Here is a 23,319-nt window from a genome sequence, read left to right as displayed (position 1 = left end):
ATATACCATGATTCTCTGTAGCATGCAAGTCATATTTACCATTTTTTTCATTAAGCGTCCATCTATAAAAAAGCAGGAGCACTCACGCGCCCCCGCTGTTCCCTATCCTGTGGGTTTATCCACATCTCTCAAAAACCGCTTTTCGAAATCAGCGGCTTCAATTGGTTTACTGAAGAAATACCCTTGAGCCTCGTGACAGTGCTGATTACGAAGAAAGACCATCTGATCTTCGTTCTCCACGCCCTCAGCCGTTACTTTCAGATGTAAATGATGTGCCATTGAAGTGATGGTGGATACGATCGCAGCATTATTGCTGTCCTCCATGACCTCGTTAACGAATGAACGGTCAATCTTGAGCCGGTCAATCGGCAGATCCTTCAGATAATGCAACGAGCTGTATCCCGTTCCAAAATCATCAATACTGATATGCACACCAATCTCTTTGATTTTACGTAACTGCTCAAATGCTCGGTCTTTATCAAATGTCATACTCTCCGTAATCTCCAGTTCAAGCCATACCGGCTCAAGCCCAGTCTCCTTGAGAATGCCATTGATATTGTCCAATAGATGCGAATGCCTGAACTGTCTCATGGACAGATTCACCGAAACACACAGTTTACGATAACCCGCTTCCTGCCACTGCTTATTCTGTGCACACGCTTCACGAAGCACCCATTCGCCAAGCGGTACAATTAACCCACTCTCTTCTGCCAGAGGAATAAATTCCGCCGGAGATACCGAGCCTCGCTGCGGATGCTGCCAACGCACCAATGCTTCCATGCCGACGATTAGTCCACTTTGCAGATTAACCTGCGGCTGGTAGACCAGGTAGAATTGACCTCGATCCAACGCTTTGCGCAGATCATTCTCAAGCTGCAAACGCTCCTGTGCTTTCATCTGCATCGCATGAGCATAACGGTTCAATTCCATGCCCTGTTCCTTGGCATTGTGCAGAGCCGTATCTGCATTCTGAATAATCTCCTGCGGTGACTCGCCATCGTGCGGGAAAATAGCCATCCCGATTCCAAGTGTAAGATGATACTCATTACCATCAACCAGGACTGGCTTCTCGAAGAGTTGCAAAATGGATCTTGTTCTCCGCAACGCTGTATCGGTTGTGCTGAAATCTGTCATCGTCAATGCAAACTCATCTCTTCCCAGGCCGAATACTTCTTCTCCTGGAAGTGACGAATGTTTCAGACGTTGACCTACCTGGCGCAGAACCCGGTTAGCTGCTTGCTGTCCAAGCGAATCATTAATGGTCTTGAACCGATTAATATTCAGGACGAGCACCCCGACAAGCTGTTCCTCCACCACGGCATCATCCATCATCATTTTCAACCGCTGCGAAAGGCGACGACGGTTTGGAAGCCCCGTCACATCCTCATGATGGGCAATGTAATTCATCTTGGCTTCAGCAACCTGCTGTTGCAGGAAGGGCGTATCCACAACGGACGTGTACAACCCTTTTTGGATGAAAAAATATGCCATACAGTTACTCAGCAATCCGAGCAGCAGATTGAGATCGTTCACCCCTGTGGCGGAAACAAAATAACATTCCCCAAAGAAGAAACACAGAATGCCGCATAGAATGGACGGCAAGTCACCATCCTTGGTTTTTTTCCATTGTACAAACAAAATTACGGCAATAATGCCATACAGCAATCCGACCATAAAATGAACCCGGGTGAAAATCCCACCAAGCACTTCACCCTCAAGCATATTCGGCAACATGCTCCATTCCTGAATAGCCAATGTGTATAAAATAACAAAGGTACCCAATGTCCCACTGAACAGTAAGAATTTGCGCGGTAACGCAATTTCCTTCTCATTTATGGTATACACAAGCAGTAAACCTACTGAACATACCATAGATCCCATGGTTGACATCATTAAGGAGAATTCCGATTCCATCATCGCTCCGTTCGGAATCTCTTCTGCAAATGAAACGATATGAACCAGTTCAAACAGACCAATCAATAAAAAGAGTGTTGTCAACAACACCCTCCGCAGGGTGAGCTTCTGTGTCCGAAACAACCAGCTTTGATTATAAATGCCGATACAAGCCGCCGCCGCAGCGAATCCACCCAAGAGTGTCAAAACAGGGTAACCCGATATGATCAGATCAGAGCTTGAAGAAGAACGAAACCATTGACTTGCGAGGAAACACAATAAGCCGCATACAGCGACCCAACCTATTTTTCTCTGATCTTGCAGATTAACCTTCATGCCGTGTTTTCCTTCCCGGGATCACCTATCCTGAATTACATTAACCAAACTTGCCAAGCTCACTACACAATTCGACAAAAAACATATTTACCAACGTTCAATTCACATGCATACACATGCTATCTGGTACATAATAACATTTAATTCTGTATACGTGAACTAAAAAATAGTTACTCCTAGGAATATTTATTCATAAAAATGGAGAAAAACAAGGCATTAAGAACTAAAAAAACATGGATCTCGGGGAAGAGTCCATGTTTTCCTAGTTTGCAACTGTATTTCAGACTATATTACTTGTCGAAATTCACTTCTGGTGTTGTTAACTTATCATAGAAATCAACAACCTTATCCTTGTCTTCCGATGAACGAAGCGCCATCGCCGAACGTGGATGCTCGTCCAATGCACCTGTGATCATGTAAGGTAGAATGTAGCCCCACTCTTCTTTTTCTCTCAGGGGTACCATCAGCTGTTCCAGTACACCAAGTACTGGGCGCAGATTGTATTTCGTACCTTTCAGATGAGCTACGAGCAATTCAGTTGGGCAGTTACCTGCTGCACGTCCCATACCATATACAGAAGCATCAAGCAGTTCAACTCCCAACTCCGCCGCAACCAATGTGTTGGAGAACGCGAGTTGCATGTTGTTATGTGTGTGAACCCCAAGACGCTTGTTAGGCAAGTGAGTCTTGAACTTCTCTACCAGGTATTTCACATCATTATGATCGAGGCTACCGTAGGAATCTACAATGTAAACCACATCTACGGAGCTTTCTTTGATCAATTCAAATGCTTCCAGCAACTCATTCTCCATAACATTGGAGAGTGCCATAATATTCAGTGTTGTTTCATATCCACGATCATGGAATGTTTGAACCAGTGCAAGTGCCTTGTCTACATCTTTGCTGTAGCAGGCAACCCGGATCAGATCCAGCATGCTCTCGCTGCGAGGCAAGATGTCGTTCTCATCCACACGTCCAACGTCAACCAATGCAGACAGTTTGGTATTTCCTTTTTGAGGAATAACTTTACGCAAGAAATCATCATTCAGGAAACGCCAAGGTCCCGCTTCCTCCGCACCTTTCAGCAACTTCGGAGAGTTTTTATATCCAATTTCCATATAATCAACGCCAGCTTCATTCAACCCAGCATACAGCTGTTGAACAAAGTCCACGCTAAAGTCCCAATTATTCACTAATCCGCCATCACGGATCGTACAATCTACAATTTTGCAATGATTTGTCTTCATTAATGTCTGCTCCTTTTCTGACCAACTTGTGTATTCCTCTCATGATACTTGAACGTGACAAGAAAAGTAAAGGGATTCCGGACTTATTTACTTCGATAAGATTTCCAGATTCGGTCAATCTCAACCATATCGGAACGATCCGGGACTTTTCCTCCATAACGCACGCTGTTATACGTATCTGGCAGTTTCGTAGACAGCTCATCTTCTTCTTGCTTCACACCATTTTGAATGATGGTCTGGGCAGCCTCCAGCGGAGTGTGTGTCCCCTGTATTCTCACTCCTCGATGGGCAGCCTTGTCAATCCAAGTCCGATAGTAATACCGAACACGTTCAGTATCCTGCACAGGTGGCGTTTCTTTCTTCCGAAACCAAGTCTTTCGAACTTTTTCCGGCGCCTCAAGCGTCTCACTGACATCCATATACTCCGTACGTGGTTCTGCCTTCTTCGCACCTGGTTGTAGCATTCCCTTGAATCGATCCATAAGTCTGTTTATCGTTTTTTGTCCGAACCTCAGAAGCAGCCACAGGATTGCTCCTGCTACAGCACACATCACTACCCACCCTAAAATGTTCCAGAAGACTGAGGGCTCGGATGGCGGCTCTCTCCAGTCATTCGGTATATTTAGCGGCTGATTGGGGTTGTCCATTGGCAATCGTGGCTCCTCGCCGGAAATCGGACCAAACCATCCCCTGATCCATGCAAGCAAGCGGTCACGTAGCGGCCGCAGCCATGCAGCCAGACTTGGGAAAGCACCGATCGCAACGATGACAATAAACATCCACATGAACCGCTGATGATTCGCACGCGCAAACTCACGCAATACTAATTTTCTCTTGCCGTCATTGAGCATTGCCTGATCCAGTTGCAGCATATATCGTCCAACCAGCCAGAAGGCAAAGCTGATCACTCCCGCAACATAGATCCACAGGGTGTAGGCTTGTATCGGCTGCATGAATTCCAATTGGTTCGAAGCAACCGTAAGCACGATCGCACTGATTACCCCCGCAATCTGCAAACGCCATAACAAAACAGAATGAAAAGCTGCCTCGAAGGTCAGACCTGCATAAGCCGAGATGACTCCACACAGCACTAAGGTGATGATATCCGGCATCGGAAGAATGAGGCTTATCCCAATTACAAGTCCGAAGAAAAGCCCTATGACGAGTGCCGTTAATCCACGAATAAATGTACTTTTCTCGCTAAAGACCGGAATTTTATGCTGAATGAATTGTCCCAACCAACCCACTAGCACAACCAGGATGAATAGTGTGTACGGCAAATGTTCCATGGCGTAAAATGAAGCAATCGTAAATATTGGAAAAAGGTATATGGCCGCCATCAAGACGGCAAGCATCGCTATGAGTCCCTTGGTCGTCGCTACCTGTCTGTCCCTCATGCACTCACCGCCTTCATATCACCCTTCACGTCTTCTACCGGAAGAATCGTCACGCGATGTCCTTGTTCGTGCAGACGGGCGATCTCGTGCTCCATAGCGGCAGATACATAGGATGTAATCAGCAGATAGCTGCGGATTTGCTGTGCTTCTTCGTTCAAACGTACTTCATCATTCAGGAATTGCTCCATAGGCACCATGCATTTCAACTCGGTCGCAGCCATGGCTTCCAGTACCCTTTCCAGATGGGGTGTGCCGTAATCCGGCTCAATCCGAAGTGCATCGCGACCTCCACCCACATGATAACCATTATGAGCGAAGCCTGCCGGCAACCCTCTACCGATCGCATCCACTGCAGCTGTAGCAGCGTAACGAAGGGCCCGTTCGATCTTCTCTGGTCGAGTGACTACACTCCACATATCTGCTGACTCCTGAATGTTAACTACAATCCATGATTGCGGATCTGCTGTCCATCCCTGCTTGTAAACTTGTAATTCGCCCGTACGTGCGCTCGCTTTCCAGTGGATACGATTCATGGGGTCGCCTGCACCATAAGGGCGAACACCCAGAATCAGGAACGGATCTTCGACGATCCATCGTGATACTTCCACTTCTCCCTGCCATACCTGATAAATTGCAGGAAGATCCTCTGCATTTACTAATGAAGGGTACACGACCATAGACATTTGCAAAGGAATCGGTTTGGTGGAACGCCACACGCCAAAGAGATCCCCACCTGTCATTGTTGCTGTATTTAATGAATAAATTCCACGCTGAGTACATATAAAAGGATGCTTGCGCGTAATACGAGTAAACGGTTTTAACGTAAAAATACTCTTATGGTTCTGATAGATTTCGCCTTGGCTAATATCCATTCCTGAGCCAGAACGAAATACAAACGACACTGGCATCATCGCTTCAAGTCTGAGCCACGGTACGGAGACTCGTTTCTCATTCGATATCGTCTCGACCATCTCAAGTTCATCTCCAGCATAACAACGCAGCTTGCTGAATTGTCTGCTGTACTTGAGCTTTCGCAGTGCAGGTCGCCCGAACCATACACCATGTATGCCAACGACAATGCCTCCTACAAGGACAAGCCATAATAATGCCATAAGACTAACGCTCGCTTGTAGCGAGGTTCTCCGTTGGCACTTCTGTCTGATTCAGAAGTTCCTGGATGATGCGCTCAGCCAAGCCCTCTTGTTGTCTAACCCGGTTACGAAATACAAGGCGGTGGGCCAGCACAGGTTCCGCCAGAACTTTAATATCATCCGGCAAAACAAAGTCTCTGCCATGCAGTGCAGCCCAGGCCTGACTTGCCTTGAGTAACGCCTGAGCCCCTCGTGGACTTACGCCAAGCGAGAGCTCGGGATGTTGCCTTGTCGCTTCGGTTAACTGAATGATATATCGTAGCAAATCTTCGTTGATTTGCACTGTTTTATACGTATCCTGGGCCTTCAAAAGTTCTTCACGACTGATCACTGCCGACAAATCGTCAACAGAGCGGCTGGCTACCGTACGTCTCAAAATTTCTACACTCTCTTCACTGCTTGGATAACCCATGCGAATTTTCATCATAAAACGATCCATCTGCGCTTCAGGTAACGGAAAAGTTCCCTGGTTATCTATGGGGTTCTGGGTAGCAATAACGATAAATGGCCGCTCCAGCTGTCTCGTTGAACCATCGATACTGATTTGGCGCTCTTCCATGCACTCCAGCAAGCTTGATTGCGTACGCGGTGTAGCACGGTTAATCTCGTCCGCTAGCACAAGATTGGCGAACAAGGGGCCAGGTCTGAATTCAAAATCCCCTTCTTTTTGATTGAAGAAATGAATACCTGTCAAGTCAGATGGCAATAAGTCCGGTGTAAACTGTATACGCTGGAATGTACAGTCCAATGAGGAGGCTACCGATTTGGCGAGCATCGTTTTCCCGGTACCCGGTACATCCTCCAGCAACACATGTCCTGATGCTATGATCGCTGTCATCACCAGCTCTATGGTATGCTCTTTGCCCACGATCACTTTTCCCACGTGATCCATCATTTGTTGATTCATTCGTTCCATTCCTTGGATTTCCATCGTATCTCATCCTTCCGTTAATGGAGCTTATGTATTCGCATTCATTACTAACTATAACCCTAATTGGCAACATAAAACAAAGGAGTCGGCTATTTGCCGACTCCTTTACGCCCCACTCTTCTCAATATACCAAGGGTAACATAATCATAAACCGCGTACCTTCGCCCTTTTTGCTATCCACAGAGATGGTACCTCCATGGTTCTTGATGATCCGGTAACTTACCGAGAGTCCCAGGCCCGTTCCGCTCTCCTTCGTCGTGAAGAATGGATCAAACAGACGCACAAGTGTGTTATGATCCATTCCCTGACCGTTATCGGCGATGGAGATCTGCACGAACTTGTTTTCCGTAGCGGTAGATATTCGAATCAGGCCGGTGTGTTCTTCGCCGACTTCCTCGATGGCATCCATTGCATTTTTCACCATATTCAAAATAACCTGCTTAATCTGTTTGACATCGATGGACACATTCAGCGGGGCATCCCCTTCATCCAACGTGATCTCGCATCCCTTCATCAAACCTTCGCTCTCTGTCAGCAAGACCACCTCTTTGAGCAAAGAGTCGACAGACATCACGGTCTTCTGAGGGGCTGACGGTTTAGAAGAATTCAAGAATTCATAGATGATGTCGTTCGCCCGATCAATTTCTGTCAGTATGATGCGAGCGTACTCGTCTTTGCCAAGCTGCAACAGATGGGGCCGAAGTAACTGGATGAACCCACGGATTGCGGTTAACGGATTACGAATTTCATGAGCAATAGATGCCGAAATGCGCCCCAGCATCGCAAGTTTGTCATTTTGATAAGCGGTCTGTTCAATCTGTTTATAATCAGATACATCCTTGACGCTGAACAAGAAGTCTCCGTCCATCTGATCCCCGTACGTCACAGTAACCAGCCAATGCCTTCCATATTCATCAATCAACTCATGATAGCGCTTACGGTGGAAGATGGTTTCCCGATAAATACGTAAAATTTTCTTTTTCTTGAATCGGCTCATCTGCGGATGATGCAGCATTTGCATCAGGGTGCAGCCGCTCAACAGACTTCTTGGAAGCTCCAACAATTTTGCCATCTGAACGTTAATAAACGTCAATACACCGTGGCTGTCAAACAACATAATACCGCTATCCAGATGTTCCAGTACATTCTCATACTTGTTGTTATCCAGATGTACGGGCGGGAATCCATCCGTTGGTTGAGGCACTGTATCCTGAAATTCACTAATCATGTCAGGTTCCTCCTTTTCACGTAAATGATAAACTTGCCATTCGGACATCATATCATCACAGAAACAGGAAGGGCCGATTTTATTTTTCATTACCGGTGCCCTTTCGTTGGGGGGCTGAGCCGAAAATATGGATGGCATGTCCGGAACTCAAGCTGGTCTATTCCCGGTAACCAACAGTCGATCCGGAAAATCATATACGTTTGTCCCATTCTGACATTCTCCTATTCCCAAACACGAACATTTTTTTGCTCCGCCTCTTTTGCAAGTCTGTTTTTATCATAGACAAGTTTATAGAAGAGAGTCAATCGGAGAAAGTGTCGAATGGAAATTATTTTAAAAAAAACCTCGAATTAGTTCCGGATCAATGCACAAAAACGAAGCCGTTTCGCCCAGGAGGCAAATCAGCTTCGTTTTTAATATCTTTACTTTATGATATATCCGAGAACATCTATAGTCCGGTCTTATTATGCTGAATTTTCAGTCTGCGCTGACTCATCACAGCTAATCGACGTTTAAGTTCACTTTCCCACTTCTCGTCTTTTGTTTCTTTCGCGAGTCTGAGCAGATCAAGAGCCATATCAATCTGGCGCTGCACAATGACCATGGCATCCTCACTCTCACGGTTTATACAGTTTTCGAAAATAGCATCTTCATCTTCTGTTACATAATCTTGAAAATCGATCTCGGATGCACCGTCTCCATGCGCGTATTCTGCGAGAATCTCATATTCATTTTCCACTTTATAATGCACCTCAACCCGATGACACACCGGGCAAAACAGCAGGGGAACATTATGAACCTGGGTGCGGTAATGCTTCAGCGTGCCCTTCGTTCCAACCATACTTGCCCCACAACAGTAACTCATTTTTGTTCACCCTCCTTATTACGTGCCGGGACTTTTTTATTAAAATGCAATCCCGTACACTTCCAGCACTTCCGAAAAGGAATAGTTCCATCAGTGTATCACATTCATGTACAGATTATAAATGCAGAGCACCGGAATATTTACCGGGTTTCCATACCCTATTCGCCTTAAAGGCCATCAATTCCTCTTTCAACAGATAAAAAGAAGACTTTCTTCTAATACATCATTAACACGTTTAGCTGCTTGTTCAAACACTTTTGATTAACTTCGTGATAACTTCCGGCAAAAGGGTGCAAAAAGCCCTCAATCCCTAACGGGATGAGGGCTTGAACAAAAACCGTTCAAGTTAACCTGGCTTACAGGTTAGTGTCGCCTGGTTTCCAGTTCATTGCACACAATCCGCCGGATTGCAGTGCTTGCAGTACGCGAAGTGTTTCTTCAACACTACGGCCTACATCGTTGTGGTTAACTACTTGATATTTCAGTTCGCCTTCTGGATCGATGATGAACAGACCGCGCAATGCTACGCCTTCTTCTTCGATCAGAACGCCGTAATCTTTAGCTACTTGCTTCGTGATATCGGAAGCCAATGGGAAGTTCAATTGACCCAGACCATTGCTGTCTACAGGTGTATTGATCCATGCTTTGTGGCTGTGTACGGAGTCTACGCTCACGCCAAGGATTTCAGTATCCAAAGCTTTGAATTGCTCAGAAGCAACGCTCAAAGCTGTAATTTCAGTTGGGCACACAAATGTGAAGTCCAAAGGATAAAAGAAGAATACGAGCCATTTGCCACGATAATCGGACAGTTTAACGGAACCGAAATCTTGTCCATCTCCCGATACTGTTTCCATTGCGAAATCCGGTGCTGGTCTACCAACCAAACGTTCTGCCATAACTAAAAATTCCTCCTTTGGGATTATGTAAGCATCCTTGCGGATTGCTCATCATCAAGAAAAACGCGAAACGCTTTTCCTGTATTTAAAATGATTTGATACTTGATAACAAGTACAAGTAAAATGTTATCATCCGGACTTCCCAAAGTCAAGATTATAAACATTATTTTTTTATAATAATTATAAATAAGGATTTTTCGTGCCAAAATGATAAAGGAACAGCCCTTTGTACATTCCATAACTGGAAACAAAGGGCTGCCATGTTGTTGGTAATATTATTACGCCTGTTTCTGAATAGCTGCGACGATCAGATCGCCCATTTCGGTTGTGCTGATCGCTGTGCTCTTGTCTACAGCAATATCACTCGTACGGTGTCCTGCGTTCAGTACATCAGACACAGCTGCTTCAATAGCGTCCGCGCCTTCTGCATAACCGAAGGTTGTGCGGAACATCAGCGCCAAAGAGAGAATGGTTGCAATCGGATTAGCAAGGCCTTGACCAGCGATGTCCGGTGCAGAACCGTGTACCGGCTCATAAAGTCCAAAGCTGCCCTCTCCCAGTGATGCAGATGCCAGCATGCCGATGGAACCCGTCAGCATCGCTGCTTCATCACTCAGGATATCTCCGAACATATTTTCCGTTACGATGACATCGAAGCTGGCTGGACGGCGCAACAATTGCATTGCGCAGTTGTCCACAAGTACATGCTCCAGTTCAACATCCGGATAATCCGGTGCTACCCGGTTCACGACTTCACGCCAGAGACGGGAAGTTTCCAATACGTTGGCTTTGTCTACCGAAGCCAGCTTTTTGCGACGTCCTTGCGCAATCTCGAACGCCTGACGAACGATCCGCTCCACTTCCGTTACATTATATGCACAAGTATCTACCGCCTCTTCGCCCTGTGCACTTTCACGTCTGAACTTCTCACCGAAGTAGATCCCACCAGTCAACTCACGTACCACCATCAGATCCGTACCTTCCAGTACTTCAGGCTTCAGAGTTGAAGCATCCTTCAGGCAATCAAATACGACAGCCGGACGCAGGTTGGAGAACAATCCGAGCGCTTTACGAATACCCAGCAAACCTGTTTCCGGACGAAGTTCCTTGCTGTTGTTATCCCATTTTGGACCGCCAACCGCTCCAAGCAGGACCGCATCTGCACTTTTACATACCGTCAGTGTTTCTTCTGGAAGAGGTGTACCCTTCTCATCAATCGCGATTCCACCAAACAACGCATGCTCTGTCTCAAAACGGTAACCGAATACTTCCTCTGTACGTTTAAGAACTTTCTCAGCCTCAGCTACGACTTCAGGACCGATTCCGTCACCTGCAATAACTGCAATTTTTTTCACGTCTGCCATGGGTTGTCCACTCCTTATGTTTCATTCATTAATTATTCATAAAGTAACGTCTCATATTAACTCTCTCTTTTGTATCATATTCCAAGGTCATTTGACCAAGATATACAATCTATGACTTTAATAGATTTTACCTATAAGCTAATAGAGATTAGCTTTCACAAGTTGTTCCTTACCCTCCCGGTGGGGTAAAATATAGCTGAAATCAAATCAGTACGCAGGAGGGATAGTTAACATGCAATATTCGTATTTGGGTAAATCAGGCCTTAAGGTCAGCCGAATCTGTCTTGGTACCATGAATTTCGGGCCTGCTACAGATGAGAAAGAAGCTTTCCGCATTATGGACGCAGCACTCGATGCAGGCGTGAACTTTTTTGATACCGCTAACATCTACGGCTGGGGTGAGAATTCCGGACTTACCGAAGAAATTATCGGACGCTGGTTCAATCAGGGCGGTGGCAGACGTGAAAAAGTAGTGCTGGCCACCAAAGTCTATGGCTCCATGCATGATGATACAGACGGCCCCAACAACGAAGCCGGACTATCCGCCTATAAAATCAGACGTCATCTGGAGGGTTCCCTCCGCCGCTTGCAGACAGATCATATCGAACTGTACCAGATGCACCATGTGGACCCTGCCATATCGTGGGACGAGCTGTGGGGTTCGTTCGAGAATGCCGTTCATCAGGGTAAAATCGGTTATGTAGGATCCAGTAACTTTGCGGCATGGCAGATTGCAATCGCTCAAAGCGAGGCCAAGAGTCGTCATTTCCTCGGTCTGGTGTCCGAACAACATAAATATAGCCTCAACTGTCGTTTGCCTGAACTGGAAGTATTGCCTGCCGCCAAAGAACTGGGTCTCGGCGTCATTCCATGGAGTCCGCTGGATGGTGGATTACTGGGGCGTAATGCGCTGCAGAAGCTGGAAGGAACACGTAGCGGAGGTATCGCTGGACGGATCGAGCAGCAGCAAGCTCAGCTTGAAGACTTCGCAGCACTGTGTCGTGATCTTGGTGAACCACAGGATACAGTAGCTTTGGCCTGGGTTGCAGCCAATCCGGCAGTCACTGCCCCAATTATCGGACCGCGTACGCTGGAGCAGTTTGAAACCGCGCTCAAATGTTTGGACGTCACTTTGGATGAAGCCGTGCTCAAACGTCTGGATGAGATTTTCCCGGGTCCAGGTGGACATGCACCTAATGCTTATGCGTGGTAACAGCTTGATAGCGTAAGCCAATGCAATAGATAACCGTATAACATGCACTGTGTTTCACTGTCATAATTATATATATCAGCATTTTCCATAATTCGAATTATACCGCTCGCCAAAATGCTCAAATAAAACCAAAAGAGTCTGACCCTCCACAAGAGAGAGTCAGACTCTTTACGTACCTCACTGAACTGAGCAAAGCAGGCTGAACGATCTTCTATATCCGTTAAGATTAAGACAGATCATCCTGGCAGTTTATATGCGTTCCAGCTTGAAGTTCAGTTCAATGAAGGATTCGTGCTTTCTGCACCAGAACCTATAGGTTCACGTTTACACGGTTCGTATATGTTTTGCGTTTCTCAATCAATTGGTTCAGACCGTCCACATAAGCACGTGCACTTGCACCAAGTATATCCGTACTCACGCCACGTCCTTGTACCGAAACCTGATTTTGAGTCAGCACAACATGTACTTCACCCAATGCATCCTTACCATGCGTTACCGATTTGATGGAATAGTCAGACAACGTTACGTCTTCCCCACTCACCTGGTCAATCGCATTGTAGATCGCATCTACCGATCCGTTACCCTCTGCTTGCTTCTCAACCGTATCCCCGTCAAGCGTCGCAATGCGGACTTTGGCCGTTGGTACCGATTCATCTCCATACGTAACGAAGATCGATTCCAGTTTATACACCTCAGGTGCATCCTGCAATTTCTCTTCAATTACCGCGAGCAGATCTTCGTCTGTCACTTCTTTCTTCTTATCAGCCAGATCTTTGAACTGGGCAAAAGCACGATTCAACGCTTCTTCTTCCAGCTCATATCCCAGATCAATCAACCGCTCACGGAACGCATGACGACCGGAATGTTTGCCCAGTACTAGCTTGCTTTCCTTCAGACCGATGGATTCTGGAGTCATGATCTCGTACGTGGTTTTTTCCTTCAGCATACCATCCTGGTGAATTCCGGATTCATGTGCGAAGGCGTTCGCCCCAACAATTGCTTTGTTGCCAGGTACAACCATACCTGTCAAACGGCTAACCAGACGACTGGTCCGTGCAATCTCAGACAACTGCAGCGATGTTTTTGCCTGGAAAAATTCCTGACGTGTCTCCAACGCCATAGCAATCTCCTCGATCGCCGTGTTCCCTGCACGTTCACCAATGCCATTGATCGTACCTTCGATCTGATCGGCTCCATTGAGAATGGCCGCAAGTGTGTTGGCTGTCGCCATACCCAAGTCATTATGACAGTGGGCACTCAGCTGTACCTTTTCAATGCCGTGTACATTCTCCTTGAGATGTTTGAAAATGTTTCCGTATTCATATGGGCTCAGGTAGCCGACTGTATCGGGAATATTCACCACCGCTGCACCCTCTTCAACAGCCATATTCACCATTTCTACGAGGAAATCATACTCGGTACGACCTGCATCCTCAAGTGAGAATTCGATCTTCGAAAATGTTTTCTTCGCATAACGAATCGCGGAACGAGCCGTATCCAGTACTTGCGCTTTATCCATACGCAATTTATGTTGGCGGTGAATAGGCGAAGTTGCCAGGAAAACGTGAATGCACGGGTCCTGTGCACCTTTAAGTGCTTCCTTAACCGCATCAATATCTTGCTCTCTGGAACGGGACAAACCTATTACGGTCACATTTTTGACCGCATTTGCTACTGCATTGACAGCTGCCAGGTCACCTGGAGATGCCGCTGGGAAACCAGCTTCCATCCGGTCAATGCCAAGCCGCTCGAGCTGATGGGCAATTTCCACCTTTTCACGAGTGTTCAGATTGACTCCCGGGGATTGCTCTCCATCACGCAGCGTTGTGTCAAATACATAGATTTTACGCACGCTTCGCACCTCCTGTACTTGTATTATATTGTTTCTCTGAACCAGCAATAGCGGCTCACGCATAAGCACGGCCGCTATTCCCAGTTAAAGCTCTAAGTTTACTTGAATACCTTAAAGTTCATGTGCTAAAAGTTAATAATTATTTCTTGATCCAGTGCATCATCTCACGCAATTGTCCGCCAACCACTTCGATTGGGTGTTCAGCTTCGTTACGACGAGTTGCTGTCAAGAATGCACGTCCGGATTGGTTTTCCAGGATAAAGTCGCGTGCGAATTTACCTTGTTGGATATCCGTCAGGACTTCTTTCATTGCTTTCTTCGTATCTTCAGTTACCACGCGAGGTCCAGTTACATAGTCACCGTACTCAGCTGTGTTACTGATGGAATCACGCATACTTGCAAGTCCACCTTCATACATCATGTCAACGATCAGCTTCAGTTCGTGCAGACATTCGAAGTATGCCATTTCAGGAGCGTAACCTGCTTCTGTCAATGTTTCAAATCCAGCTTTTACCAATGCACTCACGCCACCACACAGAACAGCTTGCTCACCGAACAAATCTGTTTCTGTTTCTTCACGGAAGGAAGTTTCAATAACCCCTGCGCGTGTACAACCGATACCTTTAGCATAAGCCAAACCGATTTCTTTAGCTTTACCTGTTGCATCTTGCTCAATCGCGATCAGACCTGGTACACCAAAACCTTCTACGTACGTACGACGTACCATGTGACCAGGGGACTTAGGAGCTACCAGCAATACATCGCTGTTTTTTGGAGCAACGATTTGACCGAAATGAACGTTGAAACCGTGTGAGAAGAGCAATGCAGCGCCTTCTTTGAGGTTTGGTTCGATTTCGTTTTTGTATACAGAAGCTTGCGTTTCGTCAGGCAGCAAGATTTGAACTACATCTGCGCGGCTTGTTGCTTCAGCCGGGGACAGAACTTCAAATCCGTCATTTTTTGCAGTGTCGAAGGATTTACCTTCACGAAGTCCGATGACTACGTTCAATCCGCTATCACGAAGGTTTTGAGCTTGGGCGTGGCCCTGGCTACCATAACCGATTACCGCGATCGTTTTTCCTTTCAATACGTTAAGCTCTGCATCCTGTTCATAATAAGTAGTTACTGGCATGTTTATAAGTCCTCCTTTGTATTGTAAAGAACCCTTCATTAATGAGCGGGTGTCTCAATGGACCGGCTCGCTTAGTGTGTCGAGAGCGTCTTTGGGTCTGATCCGATCCGTTCAGACACCCGCCCATTAATGCGGGAATGTAGCTATATTTTCAAGCGTTACATCACTAAAATGTTACATTATAACTGTTAAGGGACTGACACTCTCACATAAAGATCAACTGTATATGTTAGCTAACCGTCGTCCCCTCTTCATCCATTATAGCCTTATACGTTGCCGCGTACCAATGCAGTTATGCCTGTACGAGACAATTCGCGAATGCCGTATGGCTTGAGCAATTCAATCATGGCATCGATTTTGTCCGTATCGCCAACAACCTGTACAATCAGGCTGCCTGGACCAACATCAACAACGGATGCGCGGAATGTTTCCACCACACCCAGAATTTCTGGACGTTCGGAAGGCTCAGCTTTTACCTTAATTAATGCAAGTTCACGAGCTACCATCGGTTTCAGGCTGAAATCAACCACTTTAATGACATCGATGATTTTGTACAATTGTTTCTCAATCTGCTCCAGCGTTTTATCGTCACCAATGGTGACAATAACCATCCGGGAAAGTCCGGGTTCTTCCGATTGACCTACTGTAATACTCTCAATGTTAAATCCGCGTCGACCGAACAACCCTGATACACGCTGAAGGACGCCTGGCTGATCGTTAACCAATATTGAAATCGTATGTCTTATCATTCGTCAGCATCCCCCATCAGCATTTGATCAATTGTTGCTCCCTGCGGAACCATTGGATACACATTTTCTTCCTTACGTACCACGAATTCTACAACGACTGGTCCTGGTGTATCAAGTGCTTCCTGCCAAGCACGCGCCGCTTCTTCTTTATTCGTTGCACGCAATCCTTTAACACCATATGCTTCAGCCAGTTTTACAAAATCCGGACTTCCTGCCAGATCAATGTGGCTGTAACGGTTCTCATAGATAATCTCCTGCCATTGGCGAACCATTCCGAGTACCTGATTGTTAATGATCACAATTTTTACCGGTATATTGTTAATGGCACAGATCGCGAGTTCTTGGGAACACATCTGCATTCCGCCATCCCCGTTAATGGAGATAACCAGTCTGTCCGGATTGGCCATCTGAGCACCAATTGCAGAAGGGAAGCCAAAGCCCATCGTTCCGAGTCCACCCGAAGTTACCCATGAACGCGGTTGATTAAATTTGTAATATTGTGCTGCCCACATCTGATGTTGTCCCACATCCGTAGTCACAATCGCTTCACCTTTGGTTGTATCATTCAGCATTTCAACAACCCACTGGGGTTTCAGCACTTCGTCTGAATCCGTATAGCTGTAAGGCTTCTCTTGTTTCCACTGTTTGATCTGGTCTCTCCATGCATCTGCACGCTCTGCACGCCCAACCTCTTTGTTGGCTATTTCAAGTACCGTCTTCACATCACCAACGATTGGAATATCGGTTGCAATGTTTTTGCCAATCTCAGCCGGATCGATATCAATATGAACGATCTTGGCATGTGGAGCGAATCCATCCAGCTTGCCTGTTACCCGATCATCGAATCGTGCGCCGATATTGATCAGCAGGTCCGCTTTTTGAATAGCCTGATTGGAAGTGTATGTTCCGTGCATACCCGGCATTCCTGTCCATAATTCATGACCACTCGGGAATGCGCCAAGACCAAGAAGCGTAGTCGTAATTGGAATACCTGTCTTCTCAACAAACTCGAACAGTTCTTCATGTCCACCCGAGTATACCACACCGCCACCAGCCAGAATCATTGGACGTTCTGCTTCCTGAATGGCCTGAGCCAAACGGTCAACCTGCAGTTTGTTCGGTACTGTCCGTGGATTGTACCCTCTCAATATAACAGGTTCAGTTGTCGGTTCAAACAATGTTTTGTTCGCTGATACATCTTTCGGGATGTCGATCAGTACAGGACCTTTGCGACCCGTGTTGGCAATATGGAATGCCTCATGAATTACGCTCGACAGATCTTTTACATCTTTCACCAGATAACTGTGTTTGGTTATTGGCATTGTAATCCCCGTAATATCAGCTTCCTGGAAGGCATCTGAACCAATTAGGCTCGAAATGACGTTCCCCGTAATGACTACGAGTGGTACTGAATCCATATACGCTGTTGCAATACCGGTTACCAGATTCGTTGCTCCTGGTCCGGAGGTAGCGATACAGACACCAACTTTGCCGCTCGCCCGTGCATAACCGTCAGCTGCATGAATCGCACCTTGTTCGTGACGGGTTAAGACGTGTTTGAAATCCTCGAAACCATACATCGCATCGTAAATGTACAACACTGCGCCGCCCGGGTAACCAAATACACACTCAACACCTTCAAGCAACAAGCTTCTCAGCAGAATTTCAGATCCGCTAATGACCTCCGGCTTCATCCATTTTTCACGTAATTCATCTGTTGACCGCACTTCTGGAATTTGAGCTCCCATCAGTCATCCTCCTCTCGGAATTTACACCATTCTGACATTTAAAGTTACAAAAAAACCTTCCATCCCTGCAAACAAGTTCATGCTTGCGAGGGACGAAAGGTTATCGCTTCCGTGGTACCACCCAACTTTGTCCGAAATTTCGCAATAACGGACCTTACCAGGTACAACAAAACGAATAGCCCAAACGAACATAGTCGTTTCCCATACCTGTTGTCTGTAACGCAGACATACGATTTTCCCTAATACGCGAAAGGAGTGACATCCAGTGCTTTTCAGGAAAACAGCTCCGAGGTGAGCTCGTATATAAGGGATAATGGTGGTGGTTTCAGCAATTCCAGCCACTCTCTGAGCAAAAGAGCCCTTAAAACTTCGTCCTCTTCATAGCCGATGAAATATTCTCGTTAAATGTTAGGAACATTATATGATTCCTCTAACCGATAAGTCAATACCTGTTTTGCATAAAAATTCAGAGAACCTTCCATCCTCCCTCTTCAGCCTTTAAGGTTGCCCTAATCCCAGCACTTCATTCAGTCACCTTTTATCTTGCTCCGGGCATAGGATATACGAGCAGCACCACTGGTCCTGAAAGGAGGCTCCGCATGGTGATTCGGCAACGCACATCCAAGCTGGATGATGGCGCCATCATGAAGCTGATTGACACTCAACTTGTTCCTCTCTCTCACATGAGTGAAAAAGAAATTAACAAAATCCGCAAAGAAATACCCCTGCGAATGAACAGGGGCATGACCTTTGTTGTCTCGCCGGAGCCAGACAAAGCTGCTGTCGCATTCATCCATTTTCTCATGCACGGGGAACTGCTCTATGTCGATATGATGGCTGTTAGTCCGAAAGAACAACGCAAACGTTATGGGCAAACTTTGTTACTCAAAGCAGAGAGCTTTGCGGCGTCTCGGGGGTGTAAAAGATCGAAAGTTATGGTGGATGAAGGCAATACCAAAGGACTTCATTTCTATCAAAAAAATGGATATAGTGCGATTCGATACATTATGATAAGCCGCTGCTACGAAATGGAAAAGACATTATAGAATGTCCTAGAAAAATCCTGGTGGGCGTGGACCTGGACCATAAGGGCCGAATCCAGGACCCGGTCCAAATCCGCCACCAGGTCCTCCAGGTCCATATCCCGGTCCGTAGCCTGGACCATATCCAGGGCCTGGTTTTGGTCCAGGTCCATATCCAGGACCGAATCCGGGACCGCCTCCATAAGCATAAGGCAGTGTGGCAATAGCGAGCAGATCAAACAATACCAGTGGCAGAATCGCTTTTGTACGTACTTTTTTGCCATTCAAACGCTTGAGTACCAGTTTGTTGCCCGATACTTTCAACAGCTTTCCCGTAACCCGAGTGCCGTCTTTTTTGATTGCAACAATATTTTTGCCTATTAATTTCATCGCTTCATCACGCGTAACTTGTTGTTTCATACTTTCCCCTCCTCCTCGGATCGTTCAAAACAGTGTATTCGTCCATCACTGAATTCGCCTGTTTCTTTGTCCCTACCTGAAAATATGGGTATCTGCACGAGAACCAAAGCAAGCGTGAAAAAGTGGCTTGGTGAAACTCAAGAAACAAAAAAAAGGCCCGCACAAGGCGGACCCTTTATCAAAACTGTGAATAACTAAACTGATATGGAGAAGGTTGTTACCTTTTACCCGGATCATAAGCTTCACCGAGTGCAGACGGAGCCGAAGAACGTCCAACCGCTGCAACGAGAACGATGATGGTAAGCAGGTAAGGCAACATAAAAATAATTTCCTGGGGAATACTTTGTGACCATTCGAACAACTGTACATAGTTCCGGATCGCTTGTGAGAATCCGAAGAACACAGCAGCACCAAAGGCACCAATCGGGTTCCACTTACCAAAGATCATAGCTGCAATGGCAATATAACCTTGGCCGGAAACCGTATTGTGTGAGAATGTACCCGTCGTCGTCAACGTAATCGCAGCTCCACCAATAGCCGCAAGCGCACCACTGATCATAACGCCAATATAGCGATAACGAAGCACTTTAACACCAACCGTATCAGCCGCACTTGGATGTTCACCTACAGAACGAAGGCGCAGACCAAATGGCGTTTTGAACATGATGTAATACGTCAGGAATACGAACAAAATGGCCAGATATGTCGTTGGATATACGTTCTTGAAGAAGGCTTCTCCAAGCAAAGGAATGTCTTTCAAGAATGGCACATCAAACTTGCTGAAGCCTTGAACCAACGGTGAATCACCAGAACCTTCAAACAACAGTTTAACCAAGTACAACGTACTTCCTGCTGCTAAAAAGTTAATAACGATACCACTGATAATCTGGTCTGCCTTAAATGTGATAGACGCAACGGCATGAATTAACGATACCAGTACGCCCAATACAATCGCGAGCAAAACTCCCATCCAGGCAGATGTCGTTCCGCCCATGCCCGCCTCTTGCGCATAATGGGCCCCGATTCCAGCTGCAAAGGCACCGAAGACCATAAAACCTTCAAGTCCAAGGTTGGTTACACCTGATTTTTCCGAGAAAATTCCGCCGAGTGATGCAAAAATCAATGCCGTAGCAAAGACAAGCGTCGTATTGATAATTTGCCCAATTGTCAACAAGTCCATCTACAACACCTTCTCTTTCTTACGCTTCGAATAGAACGGTTTAAGTATCCAGCGCACGATGCCTTGTGCCGCAATGAAGAAGATAATCGAACCGATCACAATCCGAATAATCTCAGGCGGAACATCCGCAGCAAAACTCATACCTGCAGATCCGTACGTGAGGGTACCGAACAGCACTGCCCCCAATAACACCCCAAACGGATGATTCAAACCAATCAGGGCAACCGCAATTCCGTCAAAACCCGTTCCCGGTGAACCAGACATTACAGTCTGGTACTGGAACACCCCAAGCACCTGGAATGCACCGCCAAGACCTGCAAGCATACCACTGATGAACATCGCTTTTACGATATTCCGGTTAACATGCATACCTGCATATTCAGCCGCATTAGGGTTGTAACCTACCGCGCGGATTTCATAACCCTGTTTTGTTTTCCACATATAGATATAAAAGAGCACAGCCATCACAATGGCAATCAACGTTCCCATGTGTACACGGGAGTTGCCCATCAGTTCAGAGAGCCATGTCAAACTAATCGAAGCCGATTCACTGATATCCACGGAACGATTCTCGCCTTTTAATAGCAAGAATTGGCGAACGATAAGGTTGGCCAAATACAGACCAATCCAGTTCAACATGATACTACTGATAACTTCATTGACCCCACGCGTTGCTTTCAGATAACCAGCAATCGCGGCCCAAAGACCACCAAACAATGCACCCGCAATCAAAGCCAGTGGCGCATGGAGGTAGATCGGCAAACCTGCAAACTTAACACCAACAAATGTTGCAGCGGTCATACCGACGAGAAATTGACCTTCTCCCCCGATGTTGAACAGCCCTGCACGTGACGCGAATGCAAATGCAAGTCCTGTCATGATCAGTGGCGTCATTTCCCGTACCGCTTCACCAAAGTTGTACATGTCTCCAAATACCTTGGTGAACAATGCGCCATAGGCTTCAATCGGATTGTAACCACCGATCAGCATGACAACCCCACCGAGAATCAGACCCATAACAATGGCGACTACAGGCAAAATAAATGAATCTCGGGTAAACCATTTCAATACGTTATTCATGCGCAGTACCTCTCTTTTGGGTGCTGCCCGCCATCATCAAGCCGAGCTCCCTGTCATTGGTTTCTTCCGGCAGCACCTCGCCAACGATCTGACCTTCATAGATAACAGCAATTCGGTCAGATACATTGATAATCTCATCTAGCTCAAATGAAATAAGCAGAACAGCCTTACCTTGATCGCGTTGTGCAATCAATTGCTTTTGCACGAACTCAATAGCCCCTACGTCCAAACCACGCGTTGGTTGGGCAGCAATAAGCAGTTCAGGGTTTTTATCCACCTCACGGGCGATAATGGCCTTCTGCTGGTTTCCTCCGGACAAGGAACGAGCTTTGGTCTCGATGCTTGGTGTACGCACGTCAAATGCCTCCACAAGCCGCTTCGCCTGCTTTTTGATCGCATCGAAGTTAAGGAACCCTTTACGGGTGTATGGTGCCTTATAGTACGATTCCAGAACGATATTTTCACTCACTGAAAAATCAAGTACAAGTCCGTGTTTATGTCGATCTTCCGGAATGTGGGCTACACCCGACTCCGAAATATGGCGCGGAGAATGATTGGACAGCTCCTTGCCCTCCAAACGAATCGAACCGCTCTCGACTTTACGAAGTCCGGTAAGGGCTTCAATCAGTTCACTTTGGCCGTTACCATCCACGCCTGCGATTCCGACAATCTCTCCTGCACGTACGTTCAGGTTAAGTTGGTTCAGAACTGCAATGCCTTCTTTATTCTTGGCGGTTAATTTGCTGACTTCGAGCACATTCGCTCCAGGTGTAGCCGGCTTTTTGTCCACTTTGAATGTGACATTCCGACCTACCATTTTCTCAGCCAGTTCATTTGGATTGGTTTCCGATGTTTTGACCGAATCAATCACTTTACCCCGACGGATAATCGTTACCGTATCGGAGATTTCCATGATCTCTTTCAGTTTGTGCGTGATCAGAATAATCGATTTGCCTTCGGCAACGAGCTTCTTCATGATGGTCATCAGTTCTTTGATCTCTTGAGGAGTCAATACGGCTGTAGGCTCGTCAAAAATCAAAATATCTGCACCACGATACAATGTTTTAACAATCTCAACACGTTGCTGCATTCCGACAGAGATATCATGAATTTTGGCATGAGGATTCACCTTGAGTCCATACTGTTCGGACAGACGCTGAACTTCAGCAGCTGCTTTTTTATAGTTAATATTGAGACCCTTCGTTGGTTCAGATCCCAAAATAATGTTCTCTGTTACCGTGAACGGCTGTACAAGCTTAAAGTGCTGATGCACCATGCCGATGCCAAGATCGATTGCTCGGTTAGGGCTGTCGATGATGACAGGCTTGCCATTCACTTCAATGGAACCTTCATCTGGCTGATAGAGACCAAATACAATATTCATCAACGTTGACTTACCAGCGCCATTTTCGCCCAGTAGCGCATGGATCTCGCCTTTACGAAGCTGAAGGCTGATGGCGTCGTTGGCAACAATGCCTGGGAAACGCTTCGTAATTTGTTTTAACTCAACGACGGGGGTTGCTGCACCCATGTAATCACCCTTATAACTGATATAGTGTGGTTCCGCAAACGAAAGAAAAGCTCCTACCGGAGCGTTGATACACAATGACCTTGT

At 46.4% G+C, this 23,319-nt stretch carries 19 protein-coding genes; 2 read left to right on the top strand and 17 right to left on the bottom strand.

Annotated elements, in window-relative coordinates; genetic code table 11:
- Positions 1-102: 102 nt before the first annotated feature.
- From MKX75_RS08585 to leuB, 9 genes are all read right to left on the bottom strand, one after another.
- Positions 103-2,229, bottom strand: a complete 2,127-nt coding sequence (locus MKX75_RS08585; protein ID WP_062833439.1) for an EAL domain-containing protein — start codon at positions 2,227-2,229, stop codon at positions 103-105.
- A 290-nt stretch (positions 2,230-2,519) separates the two neighbouring features.
- Positions 2,520-3,476 (bottom strand): aldolase catalytic domain-containing protein, encoded by a 957-nt coding sequence (locus tag MKX75_RS08580; RefSeq protein WP_076330255.1) that lies wholly within the window; start codon positions 3,474-3,476, stop codon positions 2,520-2,522.
- An 83-nt stretch (positions 3,477-3,559) separates the two neighbouring features.
- The gene (locus MKX75_RS08575) at positions 3,560-4,873 is read right to left on the bottom strand and encodes a hypothetical protein (RefSeq protein ID WP_339169312.1); all 1,314 of its coding nucleotides are present in this window, start codon (positions 4,871-4,873) and stop codon (positions 3,560-3,562) included.
- Positions 4,870-5,985, bottom strand: coding sequence for a DUF58 domain-containing protein (locus MKX75_RS08570; protein ID WP_339169310.1), 1,116 nt, complete (start codon positions 5,983-5,985; stop codon positions 4,870-4,872). The genes MKX75_RS08575 and MKX75_RS08570 overlap by 4 nt, the downstream gene beginning before the upstream one ends.
- Before the next feature lie 4 nt (positions 5,986-5,989).
- Complete coding sequence (locus MKX75_RS08565; RefSeq protein ID WP_339169309.1) at positions 5,990-6,955, bottom strand: MoxR family ATPase; 966 nt, start codon at positions 6,953-6,955, stop codon at positions 5,990-5,992.
- 121 nt (positions 6,956-7,076) lie between these two features.
- Entirely contained in the window at positions 7,077-8,183 is a 1,107-nt protein-coding gene (locus MKX75_RS08560; protein WP_062833434.1) for a PAS domain-containing sensor histidine kinase, read from the bottom strand.
- 448 nt (positions 8,184-8,631) lie between these two features.
- Positions 8,632-9,048 carry a hypothetical protein gene (locus tag MKX75_RS08555; protein ID WP_062833433.1) on the bottom strand — a complete coding sequence of 139 codons (417 nt, stop codon included), beginning with the start codon at positions 9,046-9,048 and terminating at the stop codon, positions 8,632-8,634.
- Between the two features lie 356 nt (positions 9,049-9,404).
- A complete protein-coding gene (locus tag MKX75_RS08550; RefSeq protein WP_036610146.1) occupies positions 9,405-9,944 on the bottom strand; it encodes a peroxiredoxin in 540 nt (179 codons plus the stop codon).
- Between the two features lie 278 nt (positions 9,945-10,222).
- Entirely contained in the window at positions 10,223-11,308 is a 1,086-nt protein-coding gene (gene leuB, locus MKX75_RS08545; protein WP_076330251.1) for a 3-isopropylmalate dehydrogenase, read from the bottom strand.
- Between the two features lie 232 nt (positions 11,309-11,540).
- On the opposite strand from leuB, the gene MKX75_RS08540 reads away from it, so the two are divergent.
- Positions 11,541-12,521 carry an aldo/keto reductase gene (locus MKX75_RS08540; RefSeq protein WP_339169307.1) on the top strand — a complete coding sequence of 327 codons (981 nt, stop codon included), beginning with the start codon at positions 11,541-11,543 and terminating at the stop codon, positions 12,519-12,521.
- 310 nt (positions 12,522-12,831) lie between these two features.
- Here MKX75_RS08540 and MKX75_RS08535 read toward each other — a convergent pair whose 3' ends face one another.
- From MKX75_RS08535 to ilvB, 4 genes are all read right to left on the bottom strand, one after another.
- Complete coding sequence (locus MKX75_RS08535; protein WP_062833430.1) at positions 12,832-14,373, bottom strand: 2-isopropylmalate synthase; 1,542 nt, start codon at positions 14,371-14,373, stop codon at positions 12,832-12,834.
- Between the two features lie 139 nt (positions 14,374-14,512).
- Positions 14,513-15,505 carry a ketol-acid reductoisomerase gene (ilvC, locus tag MKX75_RS08530; RefSeq protein WP_062833429.1) on the bottom strand — a complete coding sequence of 331 codons (993 nt, stop codon included), beginning with the start codon at positions 15,503-15,505 and terminating at the stop codon, positions 14,513-14,515.
- A 266-nt stretch (positions 15,506-15,771) separates the two neighbouring features.
- On the bottom strand, positions 15,772-16,254 hold the full coding sequence (ilvN, locus tag MKX75_RS08525) for an acetolactate synthase small subunit (RefSeq protein ID WP_024628317.1): 483 nt from the start codon (positions 16,252-16,254) through the stop codon (positions 15,772-15,774).
- Positions 16,251-18,002, bottom strand: a complete 1,752-nt coding sequence (gene ilvB / locus MKX75_RS08520) for a biosynthetic-type acetolactate synthase large subunit (RefSeq protein ID WP_062833428.1) — start codon at positions 18,000-18,002, stop codon at positions 16,251-16,253. The genes ilvN and ilvB overlap by 4 nt, the downstream gene beginning before the upstream one ends.
- A 599-nt stretch (positions 18,003-18,601) precedes the next feature.
- Here ilvB and MKX75_RS08515 point away from each other — a divergent pair.
- Positions 18,602-19,048 (top strand): GNAT family N-acetyltransferase, encoded by a 447-nt coding sequence (locus MKX75_RS08515; RefSeq protein WP_139331817.1) that lies wholly within the window; start codon positions 18,602-18,604, stop codon positions 19,046-19,048.
- Positions 19,049-19,054: 6 nt separating this feature from the next.
- Here MKX75_RS08515 and MKX75_RS08510 read toward each other — a convergent pair whose 3' ends face one another.
- The 4 genes from MKX75_RS08510 to MKX75_RS08495 form a co-directional block, all read right to left on the bottom strand.
- The gene (locus MKX75_RS08510) at positions 19,055-19,444 is read right to left on the bottom strand and encodes a hypothetical protein (RefSeq protein ID WP_076330250.1); all 390 of its coding nucleotides are present in this window, start codon (positions 19,442-19,444) and stop codon (positions 19,055-19,057) included.
- Positions 19,445-19,661: 217 nt separating this feature from the next.
- Positions 19,662-20,624 (bottom strand): ABC transporter permease, encoded by a 963-nt coding sequence (locus tag MKX75_RS08505; RefSeq protein WP_062833426.1) that lies wholly within the window; start codon positions 20,622-20,624, stop codon positions 19,662-19,664.
- The gene (locus tag MKX75_RS08500) at positions 20,625-21,704 is read right to left on the bottom strand and encodes an ABC transporter permease (protein WP_062833425.1); all 1,080 of its coding nucleotides are present in this window, start codon (positions 21,702-21,704) and stop codon (positions 20,625-20,627) included.
- Complete coding sequence (locus MKX75_RS08495) at positions 21,697-23,235, bottom strand: ABC transporter ATP-binding protein (RefSeq protein ID WP_062833424.1); 1,539 nt, start codon at positions 23,233-23,235, stop codon at positions 21,697-21,699. Before MKX75_RS08495 ends, MKX75_RS08500 begins: the two co-directional genes overlap by 8 nt.
- Between the last annotated feature and the right edge of the window lie 84 nt (positions 23,236-23,319).

It is taken from the genome of Paenibacillus sp. FSL R5-0341, assembly GCF_037975235.1.
Lineage (GTDB): Bacteria > Bacillota > Bacilli > Paenibacillales > Paenibacillaceae > Paenibacillus > Paenibacillus amylolyticus_A.
This window is presented reverse-complemented; position numbering and strand designations above follow the sequence as displayed.

Excerpts from the sequence above, each read along its gene's own strand:
- MKX75_RS08515 (WP_139331817.1), top strand. The coding sequence starts at position 18,602 with ATGGTGATTCGGCAACGCACATCCAAGCTGGATGATGGCGCCATCATG.
- MKX75_RS08575 (WP_339169312.1), bottom strand. The coding sequence starts at position 4,873 with ATGAGGGACAGACAGGTAGCGACGACCAAGGGACTCATAGCGATGCTT.
- ilvB (WP_062833428.1), bottom strand. The coding sequence starts at position 18,002 with ATGGGAGCTCAAATTCCAGAAGTGCGGTCAACAGATGAATTACGTGAA.
- MKX75_RS08580 (WP_076330255.1), bottom strand. The coding sequence starts at position 3,476 with ATGAAGACAAATCATTGCAAAATTGTAGATTGTACGATCCGTGATGGC.
- MKX75_RS08510 (WP_076330250.1), bottom strand. The coding sequence starts at position 19,444 with ATGAAACAACAAGTTACGCGTGATGAAGCGATGAAATTAATAGGCAAA.
- MKX75_RS08500 (WP_062833425.1), bottom strand. The coding sequence starts at position 21,704 with ATGAATAACGTATTGAAATGGTTTACCCGAGATTCATTTATTTTGCCT.
- MKX75_RS08555 (WP_062833433.1), bottom strand. The coding sequence starts at position 9,048 with ATGAGTTACTGTTGTGGGGCAAGTATGGTTGGAACGAAGGGCACGCTG.
- leuB (WP_076330251.1), bottom strand. The coding sequence starts at position 11,308 with ATGGCAGACGTGAAAAAAATTGCAGTTATTGCAGGTGACGGAATCGGT.
- MKX75_RS08565 (WP_339169309.1), bottom strand. The coding sequence starts at position 6,955 with ATGGAAATCCAAGGAATGGAACGAATGAATCAACAAATGATGGATCAC.
- MKX75_RS08585 (WP_062833439.1), bottom strand. The coding sequence starts at position 2,229 with ATGAAGGTTAATCTGCAAGATCAGAGAAAAATAGGTTGGGTCGCTGTA.
- ilvC (WP_062833429.1), bottom strand. The coding sequence starts at position 15,505 with ATGCCAGTAACTACTTATTATGAACAGGATGCAGAGCTTAACGTATTG.
- MKX75_RS08570 (WP_339169310.1), bottom strand. The coding sequence starts at position 5,985 with ATGGCATTATTATGGCTTGTCCTTGTAGGAGGCATTGTCGTTGGCATA.
- MKX75_RS08550 (WP_036610146.1), bottom strand. The coding sequence starts at position 9,944 with ATGGCAGAACGTTTGGTTGGTAGACCAGCACCGGATTTCGCAATGGAA.
- ilvN (WP_024628317.1), bottom strand. The coding sequence starts at position 16,254 with ATGATAAGACATACGATTTCAATATTGGTTAACGATCAGCCAGGCGTC.
- MKX75_RS08495 (WP_062833424.1), bottom strand. The coding sequence starts at position 23,235 with ATGGGTGCAGCAACCCCCGTCGTTGAGTTAAAACAAATTACGAAGCGT.
- MKX75_RS08540 (WP_339169307.1), top strand. The coding sequence starts at position 11,541 with ATGCAATATTCGTATTTGGGTAAATCAGGCCTTAAGGTCAGCCGAATC.
- MKX75_RS08560 (WP_062833434.1), bottom strand. The coding sequence starts at position 8,183 with ATGATTAGTGAATTTCAGGATACAGTGCCTCAACCAACGGATGGATTC.
- MKX75_RS08505 (WP_062833426.1), bottom strand. The coding sequence starts at position 20,624 with ATGGACTTGTTGACAATTGGGCAAATTATCAATACGACGCTTGTCTTT.